This window comes from Streptomyces sp. NPDC060035 (assembly GCF_042736635.1).
Classification (GTDB): Bacteria; Actinomycetota; Actinomycetes; order Streptomycetales; family Streptomycetaceae; genus Streptomyces.
Map to the genome: position 1 here is coordinate 117199 of NZ_JBHWVO010000005.1, position 24008 is coordinate 141206.

Consider the following 24008-nt stretch of genomic DNA (forward strand, 5'->3'; position numbering starts at 1 on the left):
CTCTTGGGAGCCGTCAGCCGCACGGACCGCTCAGCCGGCCCCGGAACACCGTCTGCCCGTTCTGTGTCCCCGTGACCAGAACGGCGGACTGCCCGGGGCCGACGGCGGGTACGACGTCCGCCTCGATCCAGCAGGGGCGGTCGAATTCGACGTAGCGCTCGAAGGCGCTGGCAACGGTGGTGGGTTCGAAGGAGGCGGGGTGCAGCACGGCGTGCGCGGCCTGGTGGGCAGCCTCCATCAGGACGAGCCCCGGGACATGGTCGACCGGGTGGTCGTACAGGAGGAAGTTGTCGGTGTCGTTGCGCAGTTGCCACTGGTGCGGCCGTTCGCCGGGCGCCAGGACCACATCGGTGCCGCTCGTCCGGCGGACCGTCCGGGGGTCTACAGGCGCGGGCAGCGGCCATTCGTTCCAGCCGGCCGTGATGTGCTCGCCGCGAAGTCGGCGATAGGCGGCAGGAGATATCCAGCCGAACTCCGAATCCGCCCGCGCCACCATGGTGTTGTCCTGGAAGATCCGCACATCCATACCCAGGGAACTGACGGTCCGTCTGTTCTTCGTCGGTTCCGAGACGGAGATCTCGATGGTGAGGGGGGACGGCCGGCCGGAGGAAACATCGAATCCCGGAACGACAGTGAAGTCGAAGTAGTGCAGCAGGGTTTGATGGGACAGTGGAACGCCGTACGCTGCATGGGCTATGACCAGGCCGCTCTGCCGAATGGTCTGCGTGAGTACCCGAAGGTCATAGCGCAGTCCGTCATCGGGAGCGGGCCATTGGGCGGTGAGCGAGAACTCGCCATCTTTGAGGCGTCGCCATCCGGTGATGAAAACCGTGTCGTCGCGTCCGAGGTGGACGTATTCCTTCGGCACCCCGTCCCGTACGTCGGTGTGAGGCGTATGCGGGAAAACAGGTACTTCAGGCACGGTCCCCCCGGACTCTGGCGCAAAGCGGGCCCCTGGCGCTGATATGATACCGGTTCACCGGTCTTTTTTGAACAGGCGCAAGGTCAATTCAAGGGGAGCGCGAGTTGGCAAGGCAGCAACGGGCGATCCGGACGCGCAGAGTCTTCCTGGAGGCCGCTGCGGAGGTCTTCGACGAGCACGGTTACGACGCCGCGACCATCGCCGCGATCCTCGAACGGGCAGGTCTCACGAGGGGTGCGCTGTACTTCCACTTCACCTCGAAGGAAGAGCTGGCCCGCGGCGTTCTCGAAGAGGCGGTGACCGCGGAGGGCGTCACGCCCCAGACGTTCAAGCTTCAGGAATGGGTGGACATAGCCCTCCTGCTCGCCTACAGGCTGCCCAGAGAACCCCTGCTCAGCGCGTCGATCCGGCTGTCCGTCGACCCTCGGGCGCGCGGACTGTTCGGCACCCGCTGGCCGGACTGGATCTCCATGGGTGTCGAGATACTCTCCGAGGCCAAGGAGCGGGGCGAGCTGCTGCCGCATGTCGACCCGGTCATGACGTCACGGCTGTTCGTCGGTGCCTGGACCGGGGTCCAACTGGTGACCGAGTCGATGGCGGAGCCACCCGATCTGGTCGCGGAGATCTCGGCCCTCTTCGAGCTCATCCTCCCCAACAACGCCGTCCCCGGTGTACTGGCCCGGCTGGACACCTCCCCGCACCGTGCGGAACGCCTCCTCGAGGAGAGCAGGACGGCCGCCGCGTCCTGACCCGGCGCGGGCGCGCGGCTATGCCACGCGCCGTACCCCGCACGGGCGCGCCGACGCCCTGCGCCGCACACCGCGGGCGCACGGTGACGTCGCGTCCCGGCTTCACCCGAGTGGGTGCTGCGCGACTGCGAAGTGGCTGGTCAGGGGGCAGGGTGGCCCTATGTGGCTTCGTCGAACAGCCCTGGGTGCCATGGTTGTGCCGCTTGCCGTCCTGGTGCTCCGGGACGCCCCGGTCCGGCTGGTCGCGCCGGAGCCGGCCACTGCCGAGCCCGAAGCGCCGGTCGGAGCCCCGCGGCCGGCGATCGTCAGCCGGGCGGCCTGGCACGCGGACGAGAGCCTGGTCAAGGAGGACGCGACCTACACGGGTGCGGTCAACGCGGTCTTCGTCCACCACACCAACCACACCAACAACTACGACTGCGCCGATGCCCCCAGGATGCTCCGGGCGATGGAGGAGGACCACGTCTCCGGCGAGGGGTGGGACGACATCGGCTACAACTTCGTCGTCGACCGCTGCGGGACCATATACGAGGGCAGGGCCGGTGGTGTCGGCCGGTCCGTACGAGGCGCCCATGCCAAGGGGTTCAACGCCCACAGCGTGGGGATCGCGGCCCTGGGCAACTTCGGACCCGGGACACCTGTACCGACGGCGCTCATGGAGGGGATCGCGAAGGTGGGCGCGTGGAAGCTGCGCCGGGGCATCGATCCGCGGAGCACCGTACGCATGGTCTCGACGAACGACGAGAGCCTGTACCGGCGGGGTGAGGTGGTCCACCTCCATGCCGTGTCCGGCCACCGGGACACCTACCGGACCAGCTGCCCCGGCGAGGAGCTGTACGCACAACTGCCGGCGATCCGCGAGGAGATGGCCAGGCTGCGGGCACCGCACGCGTAGCACCCGGTCCCCGTCGCCCGGCCGGTTCCTTCGGGCCTACCGCGCCACGAACTGCGTGAGGATGGCCTGCACTTCGTAGATGTCGACACCCTTGGTGAAGGTCTTCTGGATCGGAACGGACGTGCCGGAGATCCAGATCTTGAGCTCGGCGTCGAGGTCGAACGTGCCGGCTGTCTCCACCGCGAAGTGCGTGATGCTGCGGTACGGGACGGAGTGGTACTCGACCTTCTTGCCGGTGATCCCCTGCTTGTCGACGAGGACGAGCCGACGGTCGGTGAACAGAATCGTGTCGCGGATCAGCAGGTACGCGGCGTGTACCTGCTCGCCCTGGCCGAGCAGGCGTGCGTAATCCCGCTGTGCCGCGGCCGGATCGACCGTGTGCGCGTTTCCGAACAGTGCCATGAGACCTCCACCCGAGTGAATGTGCGGACGTTGAACGCGTCAAAGCCCAAAAAAAAGCATATCGGTGGCTTATCTGTACGTGCCCTAGAACAGCTTTCGGAGCACAGCGGAGGAATACCGTCATGCCGGCATCACCCCTCGCCAAGCGGCCCGTCGAATCGGCGCTCGCCCTTCTGCTGATTCTCCTGAGCGTGCTGGGCCTGGCCGGCCGCAGCGCCGCGGACGCTCCTGCCCGGGTCGCATCCGCTCATGCGGCCACCGCGCAGGCAGTCGCCGCCCGGACCGCCACCGTGCAGGCTGTCGCCGCACCGGCCCACCTCACGGGCACCGACTGGGACCGCATCGCCGCGTGCGAGAGCAACGGCCGCTGGAACATCAATACCGGCAACGGCTACCACGGGGGCCTGCAGTTCGCCCCCTCCACCTGGCGGGCGTACGGCGGCGGGCAGTACGCACCGCGCGCCGACCTCGCCACCCGGTCCGAGCAGATCGCCGTCGGTGAACGCGTCGCCCGTTCCCAGGGTCTGTCGGCCTGGCCCACCTGCGGGCGTCTCGGTGCGAACGGTGCGCCGAGTCCTCAGGCCGGCAGTACCGCCCAGCAGAACGAGACGGCACAGAGCTCACCGAACCGGCAGTCGAGCGGCAGTTCGAGCAGCACGGAGAGCCATTCCCCCAGGGCGTCCGAAGCCTCCGAAGCACCCGAAGCCTCCGAAGCGTCCGAAGCTGCTGAAGCCGTTGACTCCCATGAACTCGCCGGTGACCGGACCTACGTGGTCGAGCCGGGCGACTGTCTCTCCGTCATCGCCGAGCGCGCGGACGTAGCCGGTGGCACCGACGCCCTGTACGAACTGAACCGCGAGCTGCTGGACGAGGGACCGGACCTCATCTACCCCGGCCAGCGCCTCCGCCTGACCGCCTGAGCCAGGTATGTCCTCCGGTTCGTGGCGCCGGTCATCGGTCGGCGACGGCAGTGTTCCCGTTGTTACGGGCAGCCCTACCGGACCTCGGTACCCCGGCGGCCCCCTCCGCCTCCGTCACGTACGCCGTGCACTCGGGATTCCGGCACGGGCCCGGACCCCAGACGGGGACGAAGATTCCGAGGGTCTTGTGCCGCTTCAGCTCCGTCTCGACGTGGTGCTTGCAGGCCGGACATGCGTGCTCCGCCTGTCGTTCGTGGTGACGCTCGATTCTGGCCATGCTTTTACGGTAGTCCTACAGCGGACAAGTCGAAACTTTTCCGTACTTTTTGCTTCAGACTTCGGAGGCATCCGCCCCGGCCTGGGGCCCGTACAACTGCATCAGTCGCGTACGGGTTCCGTACAGCCGCTCCGCGACCGTCTCGGCGACGTACTTGTACACCGCACGGCCCAGCACTGCGTCGTCCTCGCACAGGGCACGGACCGCCGCCGCGTCGAACTCCACCGCCCGTCCCGCATGGACCACATGCGCGCCCAGATGCCACACATGGGGAGGGAAGAGCCACGACCAGCCAAGGAGGTCGTCCCGGCCCAGCGTCTCCACGACCGCCGCACGCCGCCCGGGTACCCGGAGGTCGACCTCGACCCGGCCGGACCGGATGATCCAGAAGCGGTCGGCACGCCGGCCCTCTTCGAAGACGCGCGCGTCCTGCACCAGGGGCACCTCGTGCGACGTCTCGGCGAGCAGGCGTTCCCGGCTCCCGGACGGGAGCGTGTCGAGCAGACTCCTGGTCTTCGGCATGGGGCATCGCTCCTGTGAAAGGTACAAGTGATGTCACGTAATCGAACAGCCCGACGGCTCATGACGGACGAGAGGCCACCAGCACGCCGATCCTGTCGATGCGGTGCTCCGGATTGTCCCTGTCGTCCCGCCAGAAGTTGCCCGCCGCGTTGTCCTCGGGCGTGGCGCAGGTGGAGAGCGTGATCATCGCCTTGGACGGCTTCTCCCCAGGAGAGCCCGGGACCTCGGCCCGCTGCTCGGCGAGGGAGCGCTCGGACCGGAAGGAGGTCTTCCTGGACTCGGTGATCCGGTACTCGTAGACCGTGCCGCCCTCCGCGACGAAGACGGAGTCGCCCTTGCCGACGGACGGGAGCTCGCGCAGGGGCCCGCCCGCGGAGAGCCGGTGTGCCGTCACGAGATAGTTCCCGACCTCGCCCGGGCCCACACCGCCGTCCTCGCCGTACGGACTGGCCGCGACGCCGCGGTTCTGGATACGGGTCCCCGGCCAGTCGTCCGTCGTCCCCTTGTACGGAACCACGCGCAGATCGGTGAGGCCGATCGACGGGATGGAGAGCGTCGCGGTCTCGGTGCGCGGATCGGTTCTGTCGGCGGGTGGCTGTGCCGGGACTGCTGCCGGGGCCGGTGCTGCGACCGGTGCGGATGCGGAGGCGGGTGCGGAGGCCGAGGCCGAGGCCACGACGGGGGCCGGTGCTGTGGCCTGCCCGGACGCCGCGGCCGAGCAGCCGGCCGCCAGCGCGACGAGTGTCGCGCCGGCGAGCGCCCGGGGAACTCTTCGGAGACTGTGCATGGGGGGATCCGGATCAGTTGTCGGCAGGTGCCGGAGCGGACCACGGTCCACGGCCCGCTCCCTCCAGTACACCACCGGTGTCCGGTCGGGCGCTCACCCTGCCCCGGCCCTGCTCAGCCGGGCTCCGGAGCTGCGAGCAGGTCGCGTACCTCCTCCGCGGTCGTCTCGTGGAGCTCTTCCCCGACGAGCAGCCAGCGGGTGATTCCGACCGACTCCAGGAAGGCCAGATCGTGGCCGGCGATCACGAGCGCGCCCTCGTAGGAGTCGAGTGCGCCCGCCAGCTGCCGCACGCTTGCCATGTCCAGGTTGTTGGTCGGTTCGTCGAGCAGCAGCAGCTGCGGGGCAGGCGCGGCGAGCATCGTCGCCGCGAGCGCGGCGCGGAAGCGTTCGCCGCCCGAGAGGGTGCCCGCCGGCTGTTCGGCGCGCGCCCCCTTGAAGAGGAACCGGGCGAGCTGGGAGCGGATGTGGTTGTCGGTGATCCCGGGAGCCAGCCGGGCCACGTTCGCCGCGACGCTCAACTGTTCGTCCAGCACGTCGAGGCGCTGGGGGAGGAAGCGCAGCGGTACGTACGTCCTGGCCTCGCCGGACAGCGGTGCGAGCTCTCCGGTGAGGGTCCGCAGCAGCGTCGTCTTGCCCGCGCCGTTGCGCCCGACCAGGGCGATGCGTTCGGGGCCCTGCACATGGAGCTCGCCGTCGCGCAGCGCGCCGAACCGCGGGTGCAGCCCGTGAAGGCTCAGGACGGTGCGGCCTGCGGGTACGGCGGTACGGGGAAGGCTCACCCGGATCTCGGCGTCGTCGCGGATCGCGTCCGAGGCCTCGTCGAGCCGCTCGCGTGCCTCCTGCAGGCGGTCCTCGTGCAGGCCGCGCAGCTTGCCGGCCGACTCCTGCGCGGACCGCTTGTGCTCCCCGGCGACGATGCGCGGGGCCCGCCGCTGGGCGTCCATCTTCTTGTTGTGGCGCTGTCGGCGGGCCACCTTGATGTGCGTCTCCTCCAGCTCACGCTTCTGACGGCGTACGTCCCACTCGGCGGCCCGCAGCATGCGTCCTGCCGCTTCCTGCTGAGTGGCCAGCGCCTCCTCGTAGTCGGACCAGCCACCTCCGTACCAGCTCACGGAACCGGACCGCAGCTCGGCGATGCGGTCGACCCGTTCCAGCAGGTCACGGTCGTGGCTGACCACGACGAGCACTCCGGAGCGCCAGGACTCGACGGCCTCGTAGAGTCTGCGGCGCGCGAACAGGTCGAGATTGTTGGTCGGTTCGTCGAGCAGCAGGACGTCGGGGCGCTCCAGCAGCAGGGCTGCCAGGCGCAGCAGTACGGTTTCGCCGCCGGACAGCTGTCCGACGGTGCGGTCGAGGTCGATGCCGCCGAGCCCGAGCGAGCCCAGGGTCGCCAGGGCACGCTCCTCGACGTCCCAGTCGTCGCCGACGGTCTCGAAGTGCTCCTCGGCGACGTCGCCGGCCTCGATGGCGCGCAGCGCCGTGCGCCGCTCGGCGATGCCGAGTGCGCTCTCCACACGCAGTCCCGTGTCGAGGGTGAGGTTCTGCGGAAGGTAGGCGAGGCTGCCGCCCACGGTCACCGAACCCTGGGCGGGGCGCAGCCGGCCGGCCAGCAGGCGCAGCAGGGTGGACTTGCCGGAGCCGTTGCTGCCGACGAGGCCGGTGCGGCCCCGGCCGATGCTGAGGGAGAGCCCGTCGAGGACCTCCGTGCCGTCCGGCCAGTGGAAGGACAGGGCGGAGCAGGTGAGGGAAGCCGTGGGCGTGAGGGGATGGGACATGGTGATCCTCGCAGTCGCAAGCACGTGAACAGGGGCTTCGTATGCGAGCACCACGCGGCGACCAGGCCATGGGAAGAGGGGTGCGGTCCTCCGGAGTGCGGGGGACGGCTCATGCACCGAGGTCGCATCCACGCGGGGTCACGGGGCGGCAGGAAAGCCGACGGCAGCGTGACAGGGCTACGGCGAGTGCCGTACCGCGCGATGATCGCGAACCTCAGATGCGCAACGTCCACCTCTATCGGAGACAACAGGACCCAACGACTGTAACGCAACGGAGCCGGGGCCCGCTGGTGCGCAGGTATGCCCGGTCCCGGCAGGGGGGACGTCCTGCCGGGACCGGGACGCTGTCAGGCGGTGGAGCAGACGGATCCGTTCAGCGCGAAGGACGCGGGCTTCCCGGTGTTACCGGTGTGGCTCGCCTGGAGGCCTATCTGTACTGAGGCTCCGGCGGCGAGTGCGCCGTTGTACGAGAGGTTTCTCGCCGTCACCGCACCGCTGCTCGGACTGTACGTCGCACCCCAGCCGGAGGTGATGGTCTGGCCCGCGGGCAGGGTGAAGGCGAGCGACCAGCTGCTGATGGCCGCGGCGGAGGTGTTGGTGAGGGTGAGGGTCGCGGTCAGGCCGGTGTTCCAGGCGCTGGTCGTGTATCCCACCCGGCAGGCACCCGGCTCCGGGCCGGGGTCCGGGTCGGGCGGGGTGGTCGTGGTGCCGTCCAGGCCGAAGAACGTGAGGGCCCGGGCCGCCATGCCGCCGGTCGGAAGGGAGTGGCCGACACCCTGGATGCTGATGGCCTCCACGGGGGCCTGGCTGCCGGTGGCGCCGTAGCGGGTGCGGGTCCAGCCGGACTGCGGGGTGTCGGTGGCCGCGGGTGTACGGCTCACGCCGTGGACATTGGTCCACTGGTCGATCTGCTCGTTGAAGTTCGGGTAGCGCAGCGTGCTGTCCTCGGTGCCGTGCCAGATCTGCATCCGGGGCCGGGCACCGCTGTACCCGGGATACGCGGCACGGACCAGGTCGCCCCATGCCTGCGGCGTCCTGTCGACGGTGCCGTTCGCGCAGGCGCTGTTCCAGCCCGATCCGTCGGTGGTCGCGAAGCAGGAGTGCGGTACGCCCATGAAGGCGGCCCCCGCCTTGAAGACGTCGGGGTAGTTGCCCAGCAGGACGTTGGTCATCATGGCGCCCGAGGAGGCGCCGGTGACGTAGATCCGGCCGGAGTCGGCGCCGTACTGCTGCTGGACGTACGTGACCATGGACCTGATGCCCACCGGGTCGCTGCCCCCGTCACGCCTGAGGGCCTGCGGCGAGGAGACGTCGAAGCAGTTGCCGCTCCTGGTCGCCGACGGGTACACGACGATGAACCCGTACCGGTCGGCGAGCGAGGCGAACTCCGTGCCCGAGTAGAACGCCGGGCCGGAGCCTGTGCAGTAGTGCACCGCCACCAGGACGGCCGGCCGCTGCTGGACGGTGTCCGGCACGTACAGATGCATCCTCAGATTGCTCGGGTTGCTGCCGAAGGAGGTCACCTCCGTCAGCGAAGCGGCGGAGGCCGGGGGCGCGACGGCGAGGAGGAGCGCCGACACGAGGGGTAACACGCCCGCGAGGAGGGCTGTCAGCAGTGCTCTCGCCGATCGCCTTCCGGCCGCCGGTGCGTGCAGGGATCTGTTGGTCATGTTCCTGTCCTTCCTAGACTGACAGCTGTGAAGGGACTGCTGTGAAAGGCCTGTTGCTGCGGCTGTCGGCGCTGGACGCGGACGCCGCCACCGCCGTACGCGTGATCGCCCACTTCGAGGCGCTGCTGGGCGGCGGCCTCGATCCGGTGTCCCTGACGCGGTCGACCGCGGGACTTGCCGGGTGTGCGGCGGGCCTCGAGCTGCCCGACGGGCGGGCGACACGGTTCGGGCCGGACGGCCTCGCGCTGCCGGGCGTACCCGCGCAGGTCTCCGGCCGGGTGGATCTGGAGCCGTCCGGCGGTGTGTGGCTGGAACGGCCCGGTGTGCCGGGGCCGTTCGACGAGCTCGTCCTGGAGTGGATGGCGATCACCGCCCGCGTGCTGGCGGGCCGCCCCTGGCAGCCCCGGGTGCCCACCGCGGCCGATCCGGCTCTGGTGGAACTGGTGCTGTCCGGGCGCGAGGACGCCGCGGACCGGATCCGTGCGCTGCGGCTGCTGGGGCTGGCCCCCGATGTGCCGCTGCGGGTGGTCGCGGTGACCGGCCGGCCGGGGACGGACGCCGGGCTGGAGGCGGTGGCGCTGCTGGGGCGCGGTGCCGTGCGGGGCACGGTCCGGGTGGCGCGGGCCGGTGCGCTGGGGGCGGTGCTGGTGCAGTGCGCGGACGGGGACGGACCCGGTGCCCGTACGGCGTCGACGACTGTGGAACTACGGGCGGCCCTGCACGAACGGGGCCGTGAGCGGGGCACGGCCCACCGGCCCGCGCACGCGGTACGGGTGGGGGTCGGCGGCCCCGCCGGCCCGCTGGACGCGCGGCTCTCGTGGGAACAGGCGTGCTCCGCCCTGCGGTTCGCCGTGGCGGGCGCCCCCGAGGAGTCGGTGGCGGACCACGGTGAGCTCGGCCCGGTCGCTCTGCTGGCGGACATCCCGGTGGAGCGGCTGCGTGCCCAGGAGGACGTACGGCGGCTGACGAAGCTGGCCTGCGGCGAGGGGGCCGGGCAGGGCGGCGACCTCCTGGCGGCGCTGGCCGCGTTCTGCCGTACGGGCTCGCTGCGGCAGGCTGCCGTGGAACTCCACCTGCACCACAGCTCGGTGGCCGCGCGGCTGGCCCACGTCGAGAAGGAGCTCGGCCTCCGGCTGCGTGACCCGCAGGACCGGTTCAGTGCCCAACTTGCCCTGTACGCCTGGCGGCTGGCGCGGTCCGAGGACGGCGACGCCGGGGACGGATGAGCGCGCACCGGCCTACCGCCCCAGTGCCGTGCGTAGCGCGGCGACGGCCTCGGCGGTCGCGTTCCGTATGACGGCGGCGTGCTCCACGGCCCAGGCGCCGTGGAAGGTGCCGGGGAACAGCCGCAGCTGTGCGGGCACCCCGGCGGCCCGCAGCGCACGGACGTAGTCGGTGCCCTCGTCCCGCAGCGGATCGAACTCCATCACCGACACGTACGCGGGTGGCAGTCCGGACAGGGCGGCGGCCCCGGCGCGGGCGGGTGCCGCGTACGGGGAGACGCCGGCGGTGCCCCGTACCCCGTCCCCCAGATAGGCCTCCCAGCTGAGGCGGGCACTGCGCCGGTTCCACACGGGGGTGTCGGTGAACTGCCGTGCGCTCGAGGTCTCCAGCCGGTCGTCGAGCGCGGGGCTGCACAGATGCTGGAAGCAGATGGCGGGCCCCTTGCGGTCCCGGGCGAGCAGGGTCAGTCCGGCGGCGAGACCCGCTCCGGCGCTGTCGCCCCACAGGGCGACCCGGTCGGCCCGGACACCCAGCTCCGTGGCGCTCGCCACGAGCCCGGTCAGTCCGGCGTAGCAGTCCTCCAGCGGTGCGGGGAAGGGGTGTTCGGGGGCGAGCCGGTAGTCGACGGAGACCACGAGTGCCCCTAGGTCCCGGCAGAGCAGCAGATTCCAGTCGTGGTCGACGTCCGGCGAGCCCAGGACGAAGCCTCCGCCGTGGATGCTGTAGACGACGGGCAGCGGCCCCTGGACCGACCGGGGCCGGTAGATCCGCAGTGCGACCTCGGGTGCGCGGTCCGGGCCGGGGACGGTGACCTCCCGGATGTCCACCCCCGTGGTGTCCGCCGCAGCGAGGGACGCGGTCAGCTGCTGGGCCTGTGCGGCCCTGGCAGCGCCCAGGTCGGTGATGTCGACCTCGGGCATCATGGTGAGCGCGGCGGCCAGTTCCGGATCGAAACGATGATGCGAGAGCATGCCCCTCCTCCGGTCCGGGCCGCAGGCGGCGGCGTCGTGAGTGAGACGGTGTCACGGGGCGTTCCCCCAGGTCATCCGACATGTGTCGGGAGAAGGTCTGCACCGGTCCGACACCTGTGCGTCTTCCACGCCGAATTCGGCGCCGACCGCACCCCGTATGACCGCGCCGACTCGCCTCGACCAGCGAAAACGCGTCCATGGGAGGGGAATTGGGCCCTCTTGACGTCGGCCGGGAGGCTTCTCTACCGTCTGCTCGCCCGATCGCCGGACTGTCCGAAACTTTCGTACCCGGCGATGCGTGACGCCTCAGAGGGGACCAGCGTTGACCACTTTCCGCACCCGTACCCGCCTGCGTATCCGCCTGCGCCGCCGTGTGACGCCCCTGCTGCTCTCCGGTGGGCTGTGCATGGCCGCCCTCACCGCGACGGTGCCCGCCCACGCCGGGCAGCAGGCCGGAACCGGGATCGTCGACTCCACCCGGCGCGGCGGCAGAACCGTCGCCCTGACCTTCGACGACGGCCCGAATCCCACCGACACCCCGCGGCTCCTGAAAGTGCTGCGCAAGCACCACGTCAAGGCGGTGTTCTGCCTGTGGGGCGACCACGTCAAGGAGCACCCCGAACTGGTGCGGGCGATCGTCGCGGGCGGCCACACGCTGTGCAACCACACGATGCGCCACGACGACATGGCGGCCTGGCCGGCCGAGGACATCCGGGCGGACCTGGAACGGACCAACGCCGAGATCCGCCGGGCCGCACCCGGTGCGCGTATTCCCTACTTCCGTGCTCCGTACGGGAGCTGGGGGCAGACACCGAAGGTGGCGGCCGGCCTGGGGATGCAGCCGCTGGGCTGGCGGCTGGCGATCGGCGACTGGGAGCCGCCGGGTACCGACGAGCTGGTCCGGCGCATCGAGGAGGGCGTTACCCCCGGGGCGGTGGTGCTCCTCCACGACGGAGGCGGCGACCGCAGCCAGACCGTCGAGGCCGTCGACCGGATCGTTCCCGCACTGCGGGCCGCCCACTGGCGCTTCGACAAGCCCGCCCGCAGAGCCTGACGTACCTCCTCACACCTCTTCAGGAGATCCGTATGAGACCGCATTCCGCAAGGTCCGGCGCCCTGGGCGCACGACGTGCGGGCCGCCATCTGGTGGCCGTACTCACCGGAGCCCTGCTCCTGGGCACGGCGCCGGCCACCTCCGCCGAGCCCTCCGCCGGCTCCTCCTTCCGGCCCGCAGCCCACCGGACCGCCGACGCGGCATGGACCGGTACCTGGGCCACCACGCCCACGGCGACCCCGGCCTCGGACACCACCGCGTTCGAGGACGAGACCATCCGTCAGACCGTCCGCACCAGCATCGGGGGCGAGCGGGTGCGGATCCGGCTGTCGAACGAGTTCGGCAGCCTGCCCCTGGTCATCGGTGCGGCGCACCTCGCCCGCCGGGCCGCCGACGGACCGGCCTCCCGCATCGACCCGCGTACCGACCGCCCGCTCACCTTCGGCGGCCGCACGTCCGTGACGATCCCCGCGGGTGCCCCGGTGCTCAGCGACCCGGTCTCCCTGCGGGTGCCCGCCGGGTCCGATCTGGTGGTGAGCATCCACCTGCCCGAGCGCACCCCGGGCTCGACGCTCCATGCGTTCGCCTTCCAGCACAACTACGTCGCCTCCGGAAACGTCACCGGGCGCAGCGACATCGACGCGACCGCCACCATCGACCGCTGGTACTTCCTGACCGGCGTGAGTGTGAGCACCGGCCGCTCCGAACGCTCCTCGGCCGTCGTCACGTTCGGCGACTCCATCACCGACGGCGCCGACACCGACGCGGACGCCAACCACCGCTGGCCCGACTTCCTGGCCGGGCGCCTGAACGCCGCATACGGTCCGCACGCCGTGGGAGTACTCAACGAGGGCATCAGCGGCAACCGCCTCCTGCACGACCCCAACCCCCCGGCCGGATCCGAGGCCGAGAACTTCGCGGCGTACTTCGGTCAGAGCGCACTGCGCCGCTTCGACCGCGACGTCGCCTCCCAGCCCGGAGCCGAGCACCTCATCGTGCTCCTCGGCGTGAACGACCTCGGCCATCCCGGAACGGTCGCCCCGGAGTCGGAGAGGGTCACCGCGGCCGACCTCGTCGACGCCCACCGCCAGATCATCGCCCGCGCGCACGACCGGGGCCTGACGGCGTACGGCGGCACGATCCTGCCGTTCAAGAACGACACCCTCGGCTTCTACAGCCCGGAGAACGAGGCCGCTCGGCAGACGGTGAACCGCTGGATCCGTACGAGCGGTGCGTACGACGGGGTGATCGACTTCGACAGGGCCCTGCGCGACCCGTCCGACCCGCAACGCCTCCTGGCGCGCTACGACAGCGGCGACCACCTCCACCCCAACGACGCCGGAGCCGAGGTGATGTCCCGGGCCGTGCCCCTCCACCTGCTGCGCTGAGCCCCTCGGGTGGTTGACGGCGAGCGGCGGTCCGGACCCGTGACGCGGTCCCCTCAGGGCGTGACGACGGGGAACGCCGGGGCCGGGACCGGACAGCCACTCACGTCGCGGACCAGAGACGGCGGTAGAAGTCGGTCCGGTGCGGGTCGGGGGCGATTTCGTAGGCGTCGAGGAGAGCGCCCTCCCAGCCGGGGCCGTAGTTCCACCCGGTGCTCCAGGTGGCAACGGCCAGATCGGCCCATCGGTCGGCTGCACCGAGGGATCCCATGTCCACGTGACCGGACCAGGTGCCGTCCTCGTCGAGCAGCGTGTTCGGTGCGCAGGGGTCGCCGTGGCACACGACGAGGCGGTCGGTCGCCGGGGCACCGGACAGCTCCGAGGGCACCTCGATGCCCGCGAGCCGGGCGCGTGCCAGACGGTCCTCCACGGACCAGCGGAAGGGGCAGTCGGCCACGGGCAGCCGCTCGTGCAGGGCCCGCAGCCCTGCCCCCAGCGCACGCACGGCCCTGCCGGGATCCGCCTTCCAGCGGGGAGTGACGGCATTCTCGCCGGGAAGCCCGTGGGTGACCAGCCAGGATCCGTCCCGGTCCGTTCCGCGGTCGCGTACGCGGGGAACGGGCGTGAAAGGGCGGGCCCACCGCAGGCGGGCCGCCTCGGCGGCCAGGTCCAGCCCGGAGCCCGCCGGAGCCCACTTGGCGAACAGCCGGCCGTCCCCGTCGCCGATACGGAAGGTCAGGCCGCCCAACTCGTTCTGCCACACGGGCAGCAGGGCCTGATCCCCGGCCAGTTCGGCGATACGCGCAGGTACCTGCACGGTGGACGGCGGAGGTCCGGACATGGCCATGCGCCCATGATCTCCCCACGCCGCGCTCCGGGCGAGTGGTTTCCCGAGGCACTGTCGACGGCGGGATCCGGTGGCCGGTCCGACGCCGGCGCCGGGGTGCTCGGTGCCGCCACGGGCGCGGGCGGAGACCGGCCCGCCGCGCCCTCGTCGTGACCTGATCAGCGCAGGGTTGCCAGCATCTCCGCGCCGAACGGCGTGATGTCCCCGGTGCGTCCGCGCAGGGACTTCGCTGCCCACTCGGGGTCGGCGATCAGCGCACGGCCGATGGCGACCATGTCGAACTCGTCGCGCTCCATCCGGTCCAGCAGCTGATCGATGCCGGTGACTCCGGAGCCGTTCCCCTGGAAGGCGCCGAAGAAGTCACCGTCCAGGCCGACCGAGCCGACGGTGACCGTCGGCCTTCCACTGATCTTCTTCACCCATCCTGCGAGGTTCAGATCGGAGTCGTCGAACTCCGGCAGCCAGTAGCGGCGGGTGGATGCGTGGAAGACATCGACACCGGCCTCGGCCAACGGCGTGAGCAGGGATTCCAGCTCTTCGGGCGTCTGTGCGAGCTTCGCGTCGTAGGCGTCCATCTTCCACTGGGACATGCGGAAGAAGAGGGGGAAGGAGTCGGACACGGCTGCGCGGCAGGCCGCCACGATCTCGGCCGCGAAACGGGTTCGTGCGACGATGCCGCCGCCGTAGGCGTCGGTGCGGCGGTTGCTGCCGGCCCACAGGAACTGGTCGATCAAGTAGCCGTGTGCTCCGTGCAGTTCGACACCGTCGAAGCCGAGACGCTCGGCGGCGGCAGCCGCGTCGGCGAACGCGGCAACGACATCGTCGAGGTCCTTCTGCGTCATGGCGCGCCCCTTCGGCTCGCCCGTCAGGGACACACCCGAGGGGCCGACGGGCTCCGCGTCCGCCACCGGCGGGGCACCCTCGGTGCGTGTGACACCCACGTGCCACAGCTGCGGGATGATCGCGCCGCCCGCCCGGTGCACGGAGTCCGCGACACCCGCCCAGCCCGCGAGCGCGTCCTCGCCGTGGAACCGCGGGATCCGGTCGCTGGTGCCCGCGGAGTCGTGGTCGATGTAGGTGCCCTCGGTGATGATCAGCCCCACGCCGCCGGCAGCCCGTCGCGCGTAGTAGTCCGCCACGTCCTGACCCGGGACGCCCCCGGGAGAGAACTGCCTGGTCATGGGCGCCATGGCGATGCGGTTGCGCGAGGTGAGCCCGCGGACCGAGAACGGGCGCGAGAGGGTGTCTGCTGCGCGGCCGGCGTTCACGTCTGTCACGTCGTGTCCTGTTCGTTGATTCGGGTGTGTTCATCCGGAGCCAACATCCGAGTGCCGCCACGACATCCCCGCCCGGGGCCACTGTGGGATAGGTCTCTCCGGGCCCGCCGGATGCGGTGGCGCCCGCCGCGGGCACGCGCAGCGAGCCCGGTCCCGGGCACTCGACGAGCGGTCGGGACTACGCGTCGTGTGCGCTCGGCCCCCCGAGGAGGTGCTCCCTGCCCCAGGCACCCAGGGGGCTCAGCGCCTCGTTCAGGGAGATGCCGAGCGGGGTGAGGCCGTACGTGACGTGGCGTACCGCTCCCTCGAACGCCTCCTCCCGAGAGACGATGCCATCAGCCTGCAACTCCCGCAGATGCGAGGCGAGGACCTTGTCGGTGACGCCGGGAATGCCTCGCCCCAGCTCACCGAACCGGCAGGGCCCTCCGCCCAGCGCCCACAGGATGAGTACCTTCCACTTGCCACCGACCACGTCGATCGCCGCGTCGATGCCGCACACGTAAGTGTCCCGCCTGGTCATCCCCTTACTTTAAGGTAACCACCCACAAAAAAGTGCGTACTTGATCATGGTTCGGGTGCATAGCAGCCTGATCGGCATGGACACCCACACCACTTCTTCCAGGACCCCCGTCACCCTCCTCGGCCTCGGCGACATGGGCACCGCGCTCGCCCGCGCCTGGCTCCTCGCGGGACACCCGCTCACCGTCTGGAACCGCTCCCCGCAGAAGGCCGGACCGCTGGCAGGCGAGGGCGCACGGGTGGTGGCCACCCCGGCCGAGGCGGTGGCTTCGGCAACCGGCCCCGTCGTCCTCTGCCTGCTGGACGATGCCTCGGTCGAAGAGGTCCTGCGCGCAACCGACGTGAACGGTAAGGACGTGGTCAACCTGACCACGAGCACCCCCGCCGAGGCCCGGCGACGTGCCCGCTGGGCCGAGGAACGCGGCGCTCGTTTCCTGGACGGCGGGATCATGGCCGTACCCTCGATGATCGGCCGGCCGGAGACCGGCGGCTACATCCTCTACAGCGGTGACCGCGCGCTGTTCGAAAGCCACCGGGAGGCCCTGGAGGCGCCCGCCGGCGTGAAGTTCGTCGGTGAGGACCCCGGTCATGCGGCGCTGCACGACATCGCACTGCTCAGCGCGATGACCGGCATGTTCGCAGGTATCACCCATGCCTTCGCCCTGGTGCGCCCCGAGAAGGGTCTCGACCCGGCCGGATTCGCCACCCTGCTCACGGAATGGCTCGGCGCCATGTCCGGCATGACCCACGAGATGGCCGCCCAACTGGCAAGCGGCGCCTACACGCAGGGCGTCACCTCCAGCCTCGCCATGATGGCGGCGGGCAATGAGGCTCTCCTGGCCACGGCGGAGAACCAGTCGGTCGACCCTCGGCTCCTCACCCCGTTCATGGAGCTGATGCGCCGCCGGGTGGCCCAGGGCCACGGCAACGAGGGCCTGGCGGGCACGGTCGATCTGCTGAGAAGCGAGTGATGGTCCACGTGGCCTCGCCGAGTCGCGTCCGGCATCGGCACGCGCTGCGCAACGCATTCCGAAAGTTTTCGAAACTTTCGGAAATGGGGATCTTTGATTTTGATCTAGCGATACCGGCCTTGTGGGAACGGTCTGAGTTCTATGGGCGCAATAGTGCCGATGACCAGGTCATATGAACATCATAAACACCTCTCTGTCGATCGACTGTTTCGTAACTCCTGCCGAAACTATTGACAGTTGACGAGGGCAGATCAACACTGAGCGCCGTTGACAGACCCCAACCACTGTCGATCCGGGTCCACCACGACCCGTCACCGGGGCCGGGCCGCCGAGCGCACGACGATCGGCGCAGTCCGGCCGGGCTGCGCGACACCGGCGCGCACGCGCCGTCGTCGCCCGTTTCACCGGCACCTTCGCAAGGCGAGTCACGCTGCCCGGCCCCAACAGCCTTACGAGGACGAGAGGAAATACGCATATGAACGTCGCACCCGCACGTACGACGAGCCGCGCAAGCGGCCGCACCAGGTCATTCGGCCGCTTCAGGCTGTTCATCCGCAGTGCCTTCGCCATAGCGATGGCCGGCGTCGCCGCTATTGCACTGCCCGGTACCGCCAGCGCCGATACGGTCGTCAACTCGAATCAGACCGGTACCAACAACGGCTACTACTACTCGTTCTGGACGGACAGTTCCGGCACGGTCTCGATGAACATGGGATCGGGCGGCAACTACAGCACGTCCTGGAGCAACACCGGGAACTTCGTGGCCGGTAAGGGCTGGAGCACCGGTGGACGCCGGAGCGTCACCTACTCGGGCACCTTCAACCCGTCCGGCAACGCGTACCTGACGCTCTACGGGTGGTCGCAGAACCCGCTCGTGGAGTACTACATCGTCGACAACTGGGGCACCTACCGGCCCACGGGAACGTTCAAGGGCACCGTTTCCAGCGACGGCGGCACGTACGACATCTACGAGACGACACGCACCAACGCCCCCTCCATCGAGGGCAACAAGACCTTCAAGCAGTTCTGGAGTGTCAGACAGTCGAAGCGAACCGGCGGAACCATCACCACCGGCAACCACTTCGACGCCTGGGCCTCGAAGGGGATGAACCTGGGTACCCACAACTACATGATCATGGCCACTGAGGGCTACCAGAGCAGCGGGAACTCCAACATCACGCTGGGCAGTTCCGGTGGTGGCGGTAACGACGGCGGCGGTGGCGGTGGCGGCGGCTGCACCGCCACCCTGTCCGCGGGCGACAAGTGGAGCGACCGGTACAACCTCAACGTCGCGGTCTCCGGCTCCAGCAACTGGACCGTGACGATGAACGTCCCGTCCCCCCAGAAGATCCTCTCCACCTGGAACATCAGTGCCAGCTACCCGAGCGCCCAGGTACTGACAGCCAAATCCAACGGCAGCGGCAACAACTTCGGGGTCACCCTCCAGGCCAACGGATCCTGGACCTGGCCAACGGTCTCCTGCAGCGCCGGCTGACCTTCCCGGAAGCACATCCGTAACACCGCACCATCGGGGCGGCGGCACCCGGCCGCCGCCCCACCCGCCGGGTCCCGCCTCCCGGCCCATCCGGGCAACGAGGAAGGCAGACTGCCGTCATGCGCATAGCCATGGCAGTGATGACGGTGCTCTTCGTGCTGAGCTCGGCCTCCGCGATCAACTTCGCTCTCAAGGGCCGCTGGTGGACGGCCGGCGGGGTCTTTCTGCCCTCCGTCGGCCTGGTGGCCATACTGTTCGGCGGAGTGGAGCGGCAGAACACCCCGCTCTTCTGGCTGGGATGCCTGTTGGTAGTGGCCGGCTTCGGTGCGGAGGCCGCGGACCACTGGCGAACGCGAACGCCTGCGAAGGGGCAGAAGGCCCGGTGACGGAGCGGCGCTTCGCGTCGGCGTGAACGAAGGCCGCGGCCTCCGAGCCCGGCACCGGGCGGTGTCGTCGGAGCGTCACCACCACAGGCAGTTCGACGGTGTCGTGGAAAGGCCCGTCGCAGTCTTCAGGGCACTTTGTTCCTGTGGTCGCGAGCGACGGTCATCCCTGGGATGCCGTGATCCGGTCGAGGACGTCCGTATAGAGGGACCGCCTGTCGGGGCGGGCGTGGTCGGCAGCGCGCCTGAGAGCGGGGATCGCCGGTGTGCCCATCCCGATGAGTCCCTCTGCCGCTGCCCTGCGGACCACGGGGTGTGGGTGCCCGAGCAGTGCGGTCACGGCGGGGATCGCGGGTGCCCAGGAGGCGTGGCAGAGAGCCCGGATCGCCGTCCGCACGACGTCGGGCCGAGGGTCGTCCAGCAGGATCGACGTGTGCCGCAGGTAGGTCTGCCGGTCCAGCATCGCCCGCGAGGTCCGCTGCGCGTGAAGGCGGATCCCGGTCCTCGGGTGATGCAACAACTCACTGAGAAGGTCCCGCAATTCGGGGTCCTGGTCCGTGTCCGGGCCCGGGTACATCTCGGCCAGCCGGGTGAGTGCGCGGCGTATCTGCTCAGGATCGCCGGTGCGGGCCAGGTCCAGCAACTCCCGCCGGGACGGGCGGTACGGGGCTCCGGCGGGCACGGCACGCGCGCGATCGCGGAGCGCTTCCAGCGCGGCCGAGTCCTGTTGCGCGGCATCGGGACCGCGCAGCGGGCCCTCGACGAGACGAAGCCTGTCCGCGAGGTCGTCGCGTCCTTCGGCCCGTAGCCGTCGACAGGTCCTGACCAGCGCGGGGGTGCGCAGCAGCGGACGGTCGGTGAGCAGGTCGAGGTACCCCCAGGCCCCACCGTCCAGGCGGTTGGCGAGGTGCTCCGCCAGCACATCGGCCGGGACCCTGCGCAGCGCCTGTCCGGTCACCTCCGTGGCCCGGTCGTGTTCCCACCGTTCGAGCAGCAGCGGGACCAGCGGAACGAGGTCCCACGGGTCGAGCTGCAGGGCCGCCAGAGCCACCCGGTCGCGCAGGATGTCGTCGGCCCGGAGTTCCGTCTCGTCGAGGGCCGTGAGTGTGCGCGCCAGGTCGGCGCCGACGGGTATGTCGACGTGGCCGCGGAGAAACGCCCGCAGCACGGGAAGTCCGGCCTCGGGCTCGGGCCACTTCAGGAGCGCCAGTGCCGCAGTCGCTCTGCGGTCCGGAGCGGGTCCCCGCAGCATGACCAGCAGGCGCTCACGAAGTGCGGACGAACGGGGCTGATCGAGATCGTCGGCGTTGATGCTCCGTGCCGCCGGCGTGGGCACGTGTGCGGTCTCGGTGATGGTCCAGGGGGGTGCGTCGAGGGGCTGGACAGCAGCCATCCAGTCGACGAGCGCGGTGCGGACCTCCGGGCCGGCCGAGGAGTAGACCTCGATCAGTGCGTTCAGGCGGTCTCCGGAGCGGGCCCCGCCTTTGTTCGTACGGCGGAATTCCTCCAAGGCGCTCGGTGTGCGCACTGCGGCTTCCAGCGCGGCCCGCCACGCTCCGGCCTCGGCGGGCACGGAGTCCGCGGGAGGCTCCGTGGCGGCGAAAGCCTCCCGCAGTACGGCGGCCTCGGCCAGCCAGGGGTCGGCACCGAGCCGGGCAGCGGCGAGCGCCTGCTCGAGATCGGTGCGGACCAGCACAGCGTCGAGGCTGCGCAACAGCGCCAGCGTGGACCTGCGTCCCGCAGGTGCGGGACGCAGTGCCCGTACCGCGTCGGCGACAGCCGGCTTCCTGATTGCTGTCAGGTTCGGCGCGGCCGCGCCGAATACGGCGATGAGGTCGTGCCGGTCCTCGTCCGAGGCGTCGGCGAGCACGTCGATCAGGAGCTGAGCGAACCGGGCGAAGACCGTCAGTTCCTCCGCCGCCCACGGTGCGGGGCACAGCCGCAGCGTGAACCGCACCACCCGGTCCCGGGCGGCGGGTTCGGAGTCGGCGAGCCGGAGCCAGTCCGCCAGCATGGGCCGCAGTCCGCGCACCCGGTCGGGGTGCGGAGGCTCGTCCCTCCCGGCGACGCGCAACGCGCGCGACGGGTTCCAGCCGTCCTTCACCAGCGACGTGACGTCGGGGTCCGGCCCGCCGCCTTCGTCCGCTGCCGACCGGCGTGCGGCGGGCGCGGTGATGCCGTGCTCGGCCAGTGGCGTCGAGAGGTCCGCGACCGTCCCGGAGGTGAGACGGACCAGGCCGGCCGCCACCAGGGCGAGCAGGGTCGGCGCGATCGGCGATGCCTGGTCGTCCAACGCGAGTACCGAGCGCACCGGCAGTGCGCCGTCGAGCCCGTCCAGCAGCAGCTCGACGGCGCGGCTGCTGTCACTGTGTTCGGCGGCGGCCAGCAGGGTCGCGGTGTACGCCTCTCCGAGGACGGAACGCAGCGCCTCGACGAGTGCGATGCGCAGGCCGGGGTTGTCGTGGTGCCCGAGCCGGAAGAGCAGTGCCGGTACAGCCGTCGGTGTGCCGACGTCGACCAGGACCTCGGCGGCGGTCTTCTTGATGTTCATGTTCGGATGGGCGAGACATGCCGCGATCGCGGTACAGGCCCAGCGGGCCCCCGCATGGCCGAGGGCGAGGAGCGCCTGCCGGACGGTCTGGACGTCCCCGGCGGTGGTCAGCGCGATCAAGGTCGCCGACAACGCCTGCGCATCGTCGCCCCGGGCGTCGCGGGCGAGCAACGCGATCACGTGCTTGCGCACGTGCCGGTCGCGGTGCCGCAGCATGCGGTGCACGCGTGCGCGGGTGCGCATGTAGGGGGCCCGGAGCAGCAGTTCGAGCAGGATCGCCTGCTCACCGCTGGACAGACCTGGCCGGTCCAGCACATTCAGCCCTGTCGTCGCGACGAGCGCATGGCCTGCCGCTTGCGCATCCGCCGCGTCGAGCAGGCAGGACGGCCTGATCCGTCCCCGCTCGTAGAGACGGCGGCCCAGGGCGTGGACGGCATCCAGCACCTCCTGGGGTACTGCGGGTTCGCCGGTCGTGTGCCCGCTCTCGAGACGCGAGTCTGCTGCGCCTGGTTCCCGGGCTGCCGCCAGCTCGGTCACGATGCGCGCGAGCAGGTCCTCGATGGCCGGCAGGGTGCCGGCGCCGCCGTAGGCCGCCAGTCTGCACAGGGCCGCCACCGGCTTGCCGGGGTCCGGACGAGAGCTGAGGAGCGCCAGTTCCTGCTCGTCCGGCCCGCCGAGGTCGCTCGCGATGCGAGGCGGCAGGTCGGTGGGATCGAGGCGGACAAGGAGGGCACGCCGCTGCGTCGGATCCTCGGTGAGATGCCACAGGAGCTCCAGGGCGCGGCTTCGTACGGCGCGGAGATGGGGCGCGATCACGCCCTCGCCCCCGGGCGCGCTCGGGCTCTCGGGCACGCTCAGACCGAGCCCTTCCCTCAGCACCAGTACCGTCCGATGCCCTCCGACGGCCTCCAGGGCCTCCAGGGCCGCGGCGGGCGCCGACGGAAGCAGGGCGATCACGGCCTCCTCGGCGTCCGCATGGCGAAGCTCACGGATCGCGCGCAGAAACGGCCTCGGCTGCGTGGTGACACGGGGCAGCAACCGTGTGATCGCGTCCCCGATCGGGAGATCCCCCGCCCCCTGCTCGGCGAGGGCGACCAGCAGAGCGAGCCGTCGCGGCCAGCTGGAATCGTCCGTGGCCGCGTCCACCAGTGCACGGAACATCACCTGTCGGCAGGTGTAGAGGATCGTCGCGACCTCGCCGGGCGGAATCGAATGATCTGCGAGCGCCAGGCCGACCACGGACGGAGCGTGCAGGTCGTCCGCGAAGTGGCCCCGCCGGTGGAGCCCGCGCAGGCAGGTCACGGCAGGCCCGCCGAACAGCAGGGGATCCTGCGCGGCGATGGCCGTCAGTTCACCGATGTCATCGCGGTCCGCCAGATCGCCGAGTAGTTCCATCGCTCTTCGACGGAGACCCGGCGGCAGATCCGGATCGCCGATGACCTGCCGCAGCAGGCCGCCGTGCCCGTGGCGGGCGGCGACCACGAGGGCCGCGTCAGCAACCCCGGGTCTCGTGATCACCGGACCGGCGGCAAGAAGGGGGGACAGCCGTCCCGGCGGCAGCGGATCCATCGTTGCCCAGGGCTGGGCGAGCTCCTCCAGCGCGGCCAGGGTGACCGCGCTGGGGCCGCCGAGCAGGCCGATCACGACCTCGCGGACCCGAGCAGGGGCCAGCAGCCCCGCATGCAGGCCCTGCCGGGCCAGCCGGAGAGCCTCGGTCTGCAGCACCGGGTCACCGCTGTCCGCCAGTTCGTCCACCAGGGGCGCGGGCCGGTGCGCGCCGGTGGCACTCGCCTCCCGCACCGCCTGGTAGAGCAGTTCACCCGGAGGTTCTCGCCGGATGACCGCGGGGTCGTTGAGGAGCTCGGCGCGCAGCCAGGCGATCCGCACGCGCACCGGCAGCTCGGCCGTACGCCACGACGGCCAGGAGCGAGCCCTCCGGAACGGCCCGAGCCGCTCGTAGAGCCCCGCCATGACGAGCGCGGTCTCCGGCGGCTCGGCCACCGACACCGGTAGAAGCGCCGCGAGTTCGGCCGCCTCGGGCCTCTTGTCGGCCGAGCCTGACGCGACTCGTTCTGCAAGAAGGACCAATCCCAGATACCGCACACGAGGATGTCCGTGCTGGATCAGACGCCCGAAGACGGCCGGCGGGCAGACCTGCGCATCGAGGTGACCGGACAACCAGTCGACGTCGGCTCGGCGTACGGCATCGTGGAAAGGCTGGTCCGCCGGCATCGTCATCAGCGGATGCTAACCAGGGCGTTCCGGGCTCCACCAGCGAGATTCGCTTCACCTCGTCGCCAACGCGGAGGCGTCTCCGGGAGCCGCGCGCTTCGGCAGCGCCGATCGTGCACCTCGTGCGAAGTCTGTATTGCCTTGTGTGGCCGCAAGTTGACGCACAGTCAACAGTATGGC

Annotated in this window: 22 protein-coding genes; 10 read left to right on the forward strand and 12 right to left on the reverse strand. The window is 70.6% G+C overall.

The features are described from left to right. Nucleotides 1–13: 13 nt before the first annotated feature. The gene (locus ACFWBQ_RS09725; RefSeq protein ID WP_385485969.1) at nucleotides 14–922 is read right to left on the reverse strand and encodes a ScbA/BarX family gamma-butyrolactone biosynthesis protein; all 909 of its coding nucleotides are present in this window, start codon (nucleotides 920–922) and stop codon (nucleotides 14–16) included. A 104-nt stretch (nucleotides 923–1026) separates the two neighbouring features. On the opposite strand from ACFWBQ_RS09725, the gene ACFWBQ_RS09730 reads away from it, so the two are divergent. Next, on the forward strand, nucleotides 1027–1671 hold the full coding sequence (locus ACFWBQ_RS09730) for a ScbR family autoregulator-binding transcription factor (protein ID WP_385485971.1): 645 nt from the start codon (nucleotides 1027–1029) through the stop codon (nucleotides 1669–1671). Between the two features lie 160 nt (nucleotides 1672–1831). Next, nucleotides 1832–2566: a peptidoglycan recognition protein gene (locus tag ACFWBQ_RS09735; protein ID WP_385485973.1), complete on the forward strand. Its 735-nt coding sequence runs from the start codon at nucleotides 1832–1834 to the stop codon at nucleotides 2564–2566. 36 nt (nucleotides 2567–2602) lie between these two features. Here ACFWBQ_RS09735 and ACFWBQ_RS09740 read toward each other — a convergent pair whose 3' ends face one another. Further along, nucleotides 2603–2968 (reverse strand): PH domain-containing protein, encoded by a 366-nt coding sequence (locus ACFWBQ_RS09740; RefSeq protein WP_385485975.1) that lies wholly within the window; start codon nucleotides 2966–2968, stop codon nucleotides 2603–2605. 122 nt (nucleotides 2969–3090) lie between these two features. Between ACFWBQ_RS09740 and ACFWBQ_RS09745 the strand changes: the two genes are divergently transcribed. After that, nucleotides 3091–3888 carry a transglycosylase family protein gene (locus tag ACFWBQ_RS09745; RefSeq protein ID WP_385485977.1) on the forward strand — a complete coding sequence of 266 codons (798 nt, stop codon included), beginning with the start codon at nucleotides 3091–3093 and terminating at the stop codon, nucleotides 3886–3888. A gap of 31 nt (nucleotides 3889–3919) precedes the next feature. Here ACFWBQ_RS09745 and ACFWBQ_RS09750 read toward each other — a convergent pair whose 3' ends face one another. From ACFWBQ_RS09750 to ACFWBQ_RS09770, 5 genes are all read right to left on the reverse strand, one after another. Then, a complete protein-coding gene (locus tag ACFWBQ_RS09750; RefSeq protein ID WP_385485979.1) occupies nucleotides 3920–4165 on the reverse strand; it encodes a hypothetical protein in 246 nt (81 codons plus the stop codon). A 54-nt stretch (nucleotides 4166–4219) separates the two neighbouring features. Then, nucleotides 4220–4687 (reverse strand): cyclic nucleotide-binding domain-containing protein, encoded by a 468-nt coding sequence (locus ACFWBQ_RS09755; RefSeq protein ID WP_385485981.1) that lies wholly within the window; start codon nucleotides 4685–4687, stop codon nucleotides 4220–4222. Nucleotides 4688–4745: 58 nt separating this feature from the next. Next, nucleotides 4746–5474 (reverse strand): class E sortase, encoded by a 729-nt coding sequence (locus ACFWBQ_RS09760; protein WP_385485983.1) that lies wholly within the window; start codon nucleotides 5472–5474, stop codon nucleotides 4746–4748. A 113-nt stretch (nucleotides 5475–5587) separates the two neighbouring features. Continuing rightward, nucleotides 5588–7249 carry an ABC-F family ATP-binding cassette domain-containing protein gene (locus ACFWBQ_RS09765; protein ID WP_385485985.1) on the reverse strand — a complete coding sequence of 554 codons (1662 nt, stop codon included), beginning with the start codon at nucleotides 7247–7249 and terminating at the stop codon, nucleotides 5588–5590. A 347-nt stretch (nucleotides 7250–7596) separates the two neighbouring features. Beyond that, on the reverse strand, nucleotides 7597–8919 hold the full coding sequence (locus ACFWBQ_RS09770) for a PHB depolymerase family esterase (RefSeq protein WP_385485987.1): 1323 nt from the start codon (nucleotides 8917–8919) through the stop codon (nucleotides 7597–7599). A 41-nt stretch (nucleotides 8920–8960) separates the two neighbouring features. On the opposite strand from ACFWBQ_RS09770, the gene ACFWBQ_RS09775 reads away from it, so the two are divergent. Beyond that, nucleotides 8961–10145 (forward strand): PucR family transcriptional regulator, encoded by a 1185-nt coding sequence (locus ACFWBQ_RS09775; protein ID WP_385485989.1) that lies wholly within the window; start codon nucleotides 8961–8963, stop codon nucleotides 10143–10145. Between the two features lie 12 nt (nucleotides 10146–10157). On the opposite strand, the gene ACFWBQ_RS09780 is transcribed toward ACFWBQ_RS09775, so the two are convergent. Beyond that, complete coding sequence (locus ACFWBQ_RS09780; RefSeq protein WP_385485991.1) at nucleotides 10158–11114, reverse strand: alpha/beta hydrolase; 957 nt, start codon at nucleotides 11112–11114, stop codon at nucleotides 10158–10160. 322 nt (nucleotides 11115–11436) lie between these two features. On the opposite strand from ACFWBQ_RS09780, the gene ACFWBQ_RS09785 reads away from it, so the two are divergent. Together ACFWBQ_RS09785 and ACFWBQ_RS09790 are read left to right on the forward strand one after the other, a co-directional pair. After that, on the forward strand, nucleotides 11437–12168 hold the full coding sequence (locus ACFWBQ_RS09785; RefSeq protein WP_385485993.1) for a polysaccharide deacetylase family protein: 732 nt from the start codon (nucleotides 11437–11439) through the stop codon (nucleotides 12166–12168). 32 nt (nucleotides 12169–12200) lie between these two features. Further along, nucleotides 12201–13556, forward strand: a complete 1356-nt coding sequence (locus tag ACFWBQ_RS09790; protein WP_385485995.1) for an SGNH/GDSL hydrolase family protein — start codon at nucleotides 12201–12203, stop codon at nucleotides 13554–13556. 100 nt (nucleotides 13557–13656) lie between these two features. Here the strand turns inward: ACFWBQ_RS09790 and ACFWBQ_RS09795 are convergent, their stop codons facing one another. Next, nucleotides 13657–14400 carry a phosphotransferase gene (locus ACFWBQ_RS09795; protein WP_385485997.1) on the reverse strand — a complete coding sequence of 248 codons (744 nt, stop codon included), beginning with the start codon at nucleotides 14398–14400 and terminating at the stop codon, nucleotides 13657–13659. A 6-nt stretch (nucleotides 14401–14406) separates the two neighbouring features. Here ACFWBQ_RS09795 and ACFWBQ_RS09800 point away from each other — a divergent pair, with 6 nt between their 5' ends. Continuing rightward, on the forward strand, nucleotides 14407–14553 hold the full coding sequence (locus ACFWBQ_RS09800; RefSeq protein ID WP_385485999.1) for a hypothetical protein: 147 nt from the start codon (nucleotides 14407–14409) through the stop codon (nucleotides 14551–14553). 5 nt (nucleotides 14554–14558) lie between these two features. Here ACFWBQ_RS09800 and ACFWBQ_RS09805 read toward each other — a convergent pair whose 3' ends face one another. Then, a complete protein-coding gene (locus ACFWBQ_RS09805; protein ID WP_385486001.1) occupies nucleotides 14559–15677 on the reverse strand; it encodes an NADH:flavin oxidoreductase in 1119 nt (372 codons plus the stop codon). Nucleotides 15678–15855: 178 nt separating this feature from the next. Beyond that, nucleotides 15856–16197, reverse strand: a complete 342-nt coding sequence (locus ACFWBQ_RS09810; protein ID WP_385486003.1) for a winged helix-turn-helix transcriptional regulator — start codon at nucleotides 16195–16197, stop codon at nucleotides 15856–15858. A gap of 46 nt (nucleotides 16198–16243) precedes the next feature. Between ACFWBQ_RS09810 and ACFWBQ_RS09815 the strand changes: the two genes are divergently transcribed. The 3 genes from ACFWBQ_RS09815 to ACFWBQ_RS09825 all read left to right on the forward strand — a co-directional run bounded on the left by ACFWBQ_RS09815 (nucleotide 16244) and on the right by ACFWBQ_RS09825 (nucleotide 19048). After that, on the forward strand, nucleotides 16244–17167 hold the full coding sequence (locus tag ACFWBQ_RS09815; RefSeq protein WP_385486005.1) for an NAD(P)-dependent oxidoreductase: 924 nt from the start codon (nucleotides 16244–16246) through the stop codon (nucleotides 17165–17167). Between the two features lie 574 nt (nucleotides 17168–17741). Continuing rightward, nucleotides 17742–18662, forward strand: a complete 921-nt coding sequence (locus ACFWBQ_RS09820; RefSeq protein WP_385486479.1) for a glycoside hydrolase family 11 protein — start codon at nucleotides 17742–17744, stop codon at nucleotides 18660–18662. Between the two features lie 119 nt (nucleotides 18663–18781). Further along, complete coding sequence (locus ACFWBQ_RS09825; protein WP_385486007.1) at nucleotides 18782–19048, forward strand: hypothetical protein; 267 nt, start codon at nucleotides 18782–18784, stop codon at nucleotides 19046–19048. A 160-nt stretch (nucleotides 19049–19208) separates the two neighbouring features. Here the strand turns inward: ACFWBQ_RS09825 and ACFWBQ_RS09830 are convergent, their stop codons facing one another. Further along, nucleotides 19209–23834, reverse strand: a complete 4626-nt coding sequence (locus ACFWBQ_RS09830) for a HEAT repeat domain-containing protein (protein WP_385486009.1) — start codon at nucleotides 23832–23834, stop codon at nucleotides 19209–19211. Between the last annotated feature and the right edge of the window lie 174 nt (nucleotides 23835–24008).

Excerpts from the sequence above, each read along its gene's own strand:
- ACFWBQ_RS09735 (WP_385485973.1), top strand. The coding sequence starts at position 1,832 with ATGTGGCTTCGTCGAACAGCCCTGGGTGCCATGGTTGTGCCGCTTGCC.
- ACFWBQ_RS09740 (WP_385485975.1), bottom strand. The coding sequence starts at position 2,968 with ATGGCACTGTTCGGAAACGCGCACACGGTCGATCCGGCCGCGGCACAG.
- ACFWBQ_RS09745 (WP_385485977.1), top strand. The coding sequence starts at position 3,091 with ATGCCGGCATCACCCCTCGCCAAGCGGCCCGTCGAATCGGCGCTCGCC.
- ACFWBQ_RS09750 (WP_385485979.1), bottom strand. The coding sequence starts at position 4,165 with ATGGCCAGAATCGAGCGTCACCACGAACGACAGGCGGAGCACGCATGT.
- ACFWBQ_RS09755 (WP_385485981.1), bottom strand. The coding sequence starts at position 4,687 with ATGCCGAAGACCAGGAGTCTGCTCGACACGCTCCCGTCCGGGAGCCGG.
- ACFWBQ_RS09760 (WP_385485983.1), bottom strand. The coding sequence starts at position 5,474 with ATGCACAGTCTCCGAAGAGTTCCCCGGGCGCTCGCCGGCGCGACACTC.
- ACFWBQ_RS09765 (WP_385485985.1), bottom strand. The coding sequence starts at position 7,249 with ATGTCCCATCCCCTCACGCCCACGGCTTCCCTCACCTGCTCCGCCCTG.
- ACFWBQ_RS09770 (WP_385485987.1), bottom strand. The coding sequence starts at position 8,919 with ATGACCAACAGATCCCTGCACGCACCGGCGGCCGGAAGGCGATCGGCG.
- ACFWBQ_RS09780 (WP_385485991.1), bottom strand. The coding sequence starts at position 11,114 with ATGCTCTCGCATCATCGTTTCGATCCGGAACTGGCCGCCGCGCTCACC.
- ACFWBQ_RS09790 (WP_385485995.1), top strand. The coding sequence starts at position 12,201 with ATGAGACCGCATTCCGCAAGGTCCGGCGCCCTGGGCGCACGACGTGCG.
- ACFWBQ_RS09795 (WP_385485997.1), bottom strand. The coding sequence starts at position 14,400 with ATGGCCATGTCCGGACCTCCGCCGTCCACCGTGCAGGTACCTGCGCGT.
- ACFWBQ_RS09800 (WP_385485999.1), top strand. The coding sequence starts at position 14,407 with ATGATCTCCCCACGCCGCGCTCCGGGCGAGTGGTTTCCCGAGGCACTG.
- ACFWBQ_RS09810 (WP_385486003.1), bottom strand. The coding sequence starts at position 16,197 with ATGACCAGGCGGGACACTTACGTGTGCGGCATCGACGCGGCGATCGAC.
- ACFWBQ_RS09815 (WP_385486005.1), top strand. The coding sequence starts at position 16,244 with ATGGTTCGGGTGCATAGCAGCCTGATCGGCATGGACACCCACACCACT.
- ACFWBQ_RS09820 (WP_385486479.1), top strand. The coding sequence starts at position 17,742 with ATGGCCGGCGTCGCCGCTATTGCACTGCCCGGTACCGCCAGCGCCGAT.
- ACFWBQ_RS09825 (WP_385486007.1), top strand. The coding sequence starts at position 18,782 with ATGCGCATAGCCATGGCAGTGATGACGGTGCTCTTCGTGCTGAGCTCG.
- ACFWBQ_RS09830 (WP_385486009.1), bottom strand. The coding sequence starts at position 23,834 with ATGACGATGCCGGCGGACCAGCCTTTCCACGATGCCGTACGCCGAGCC.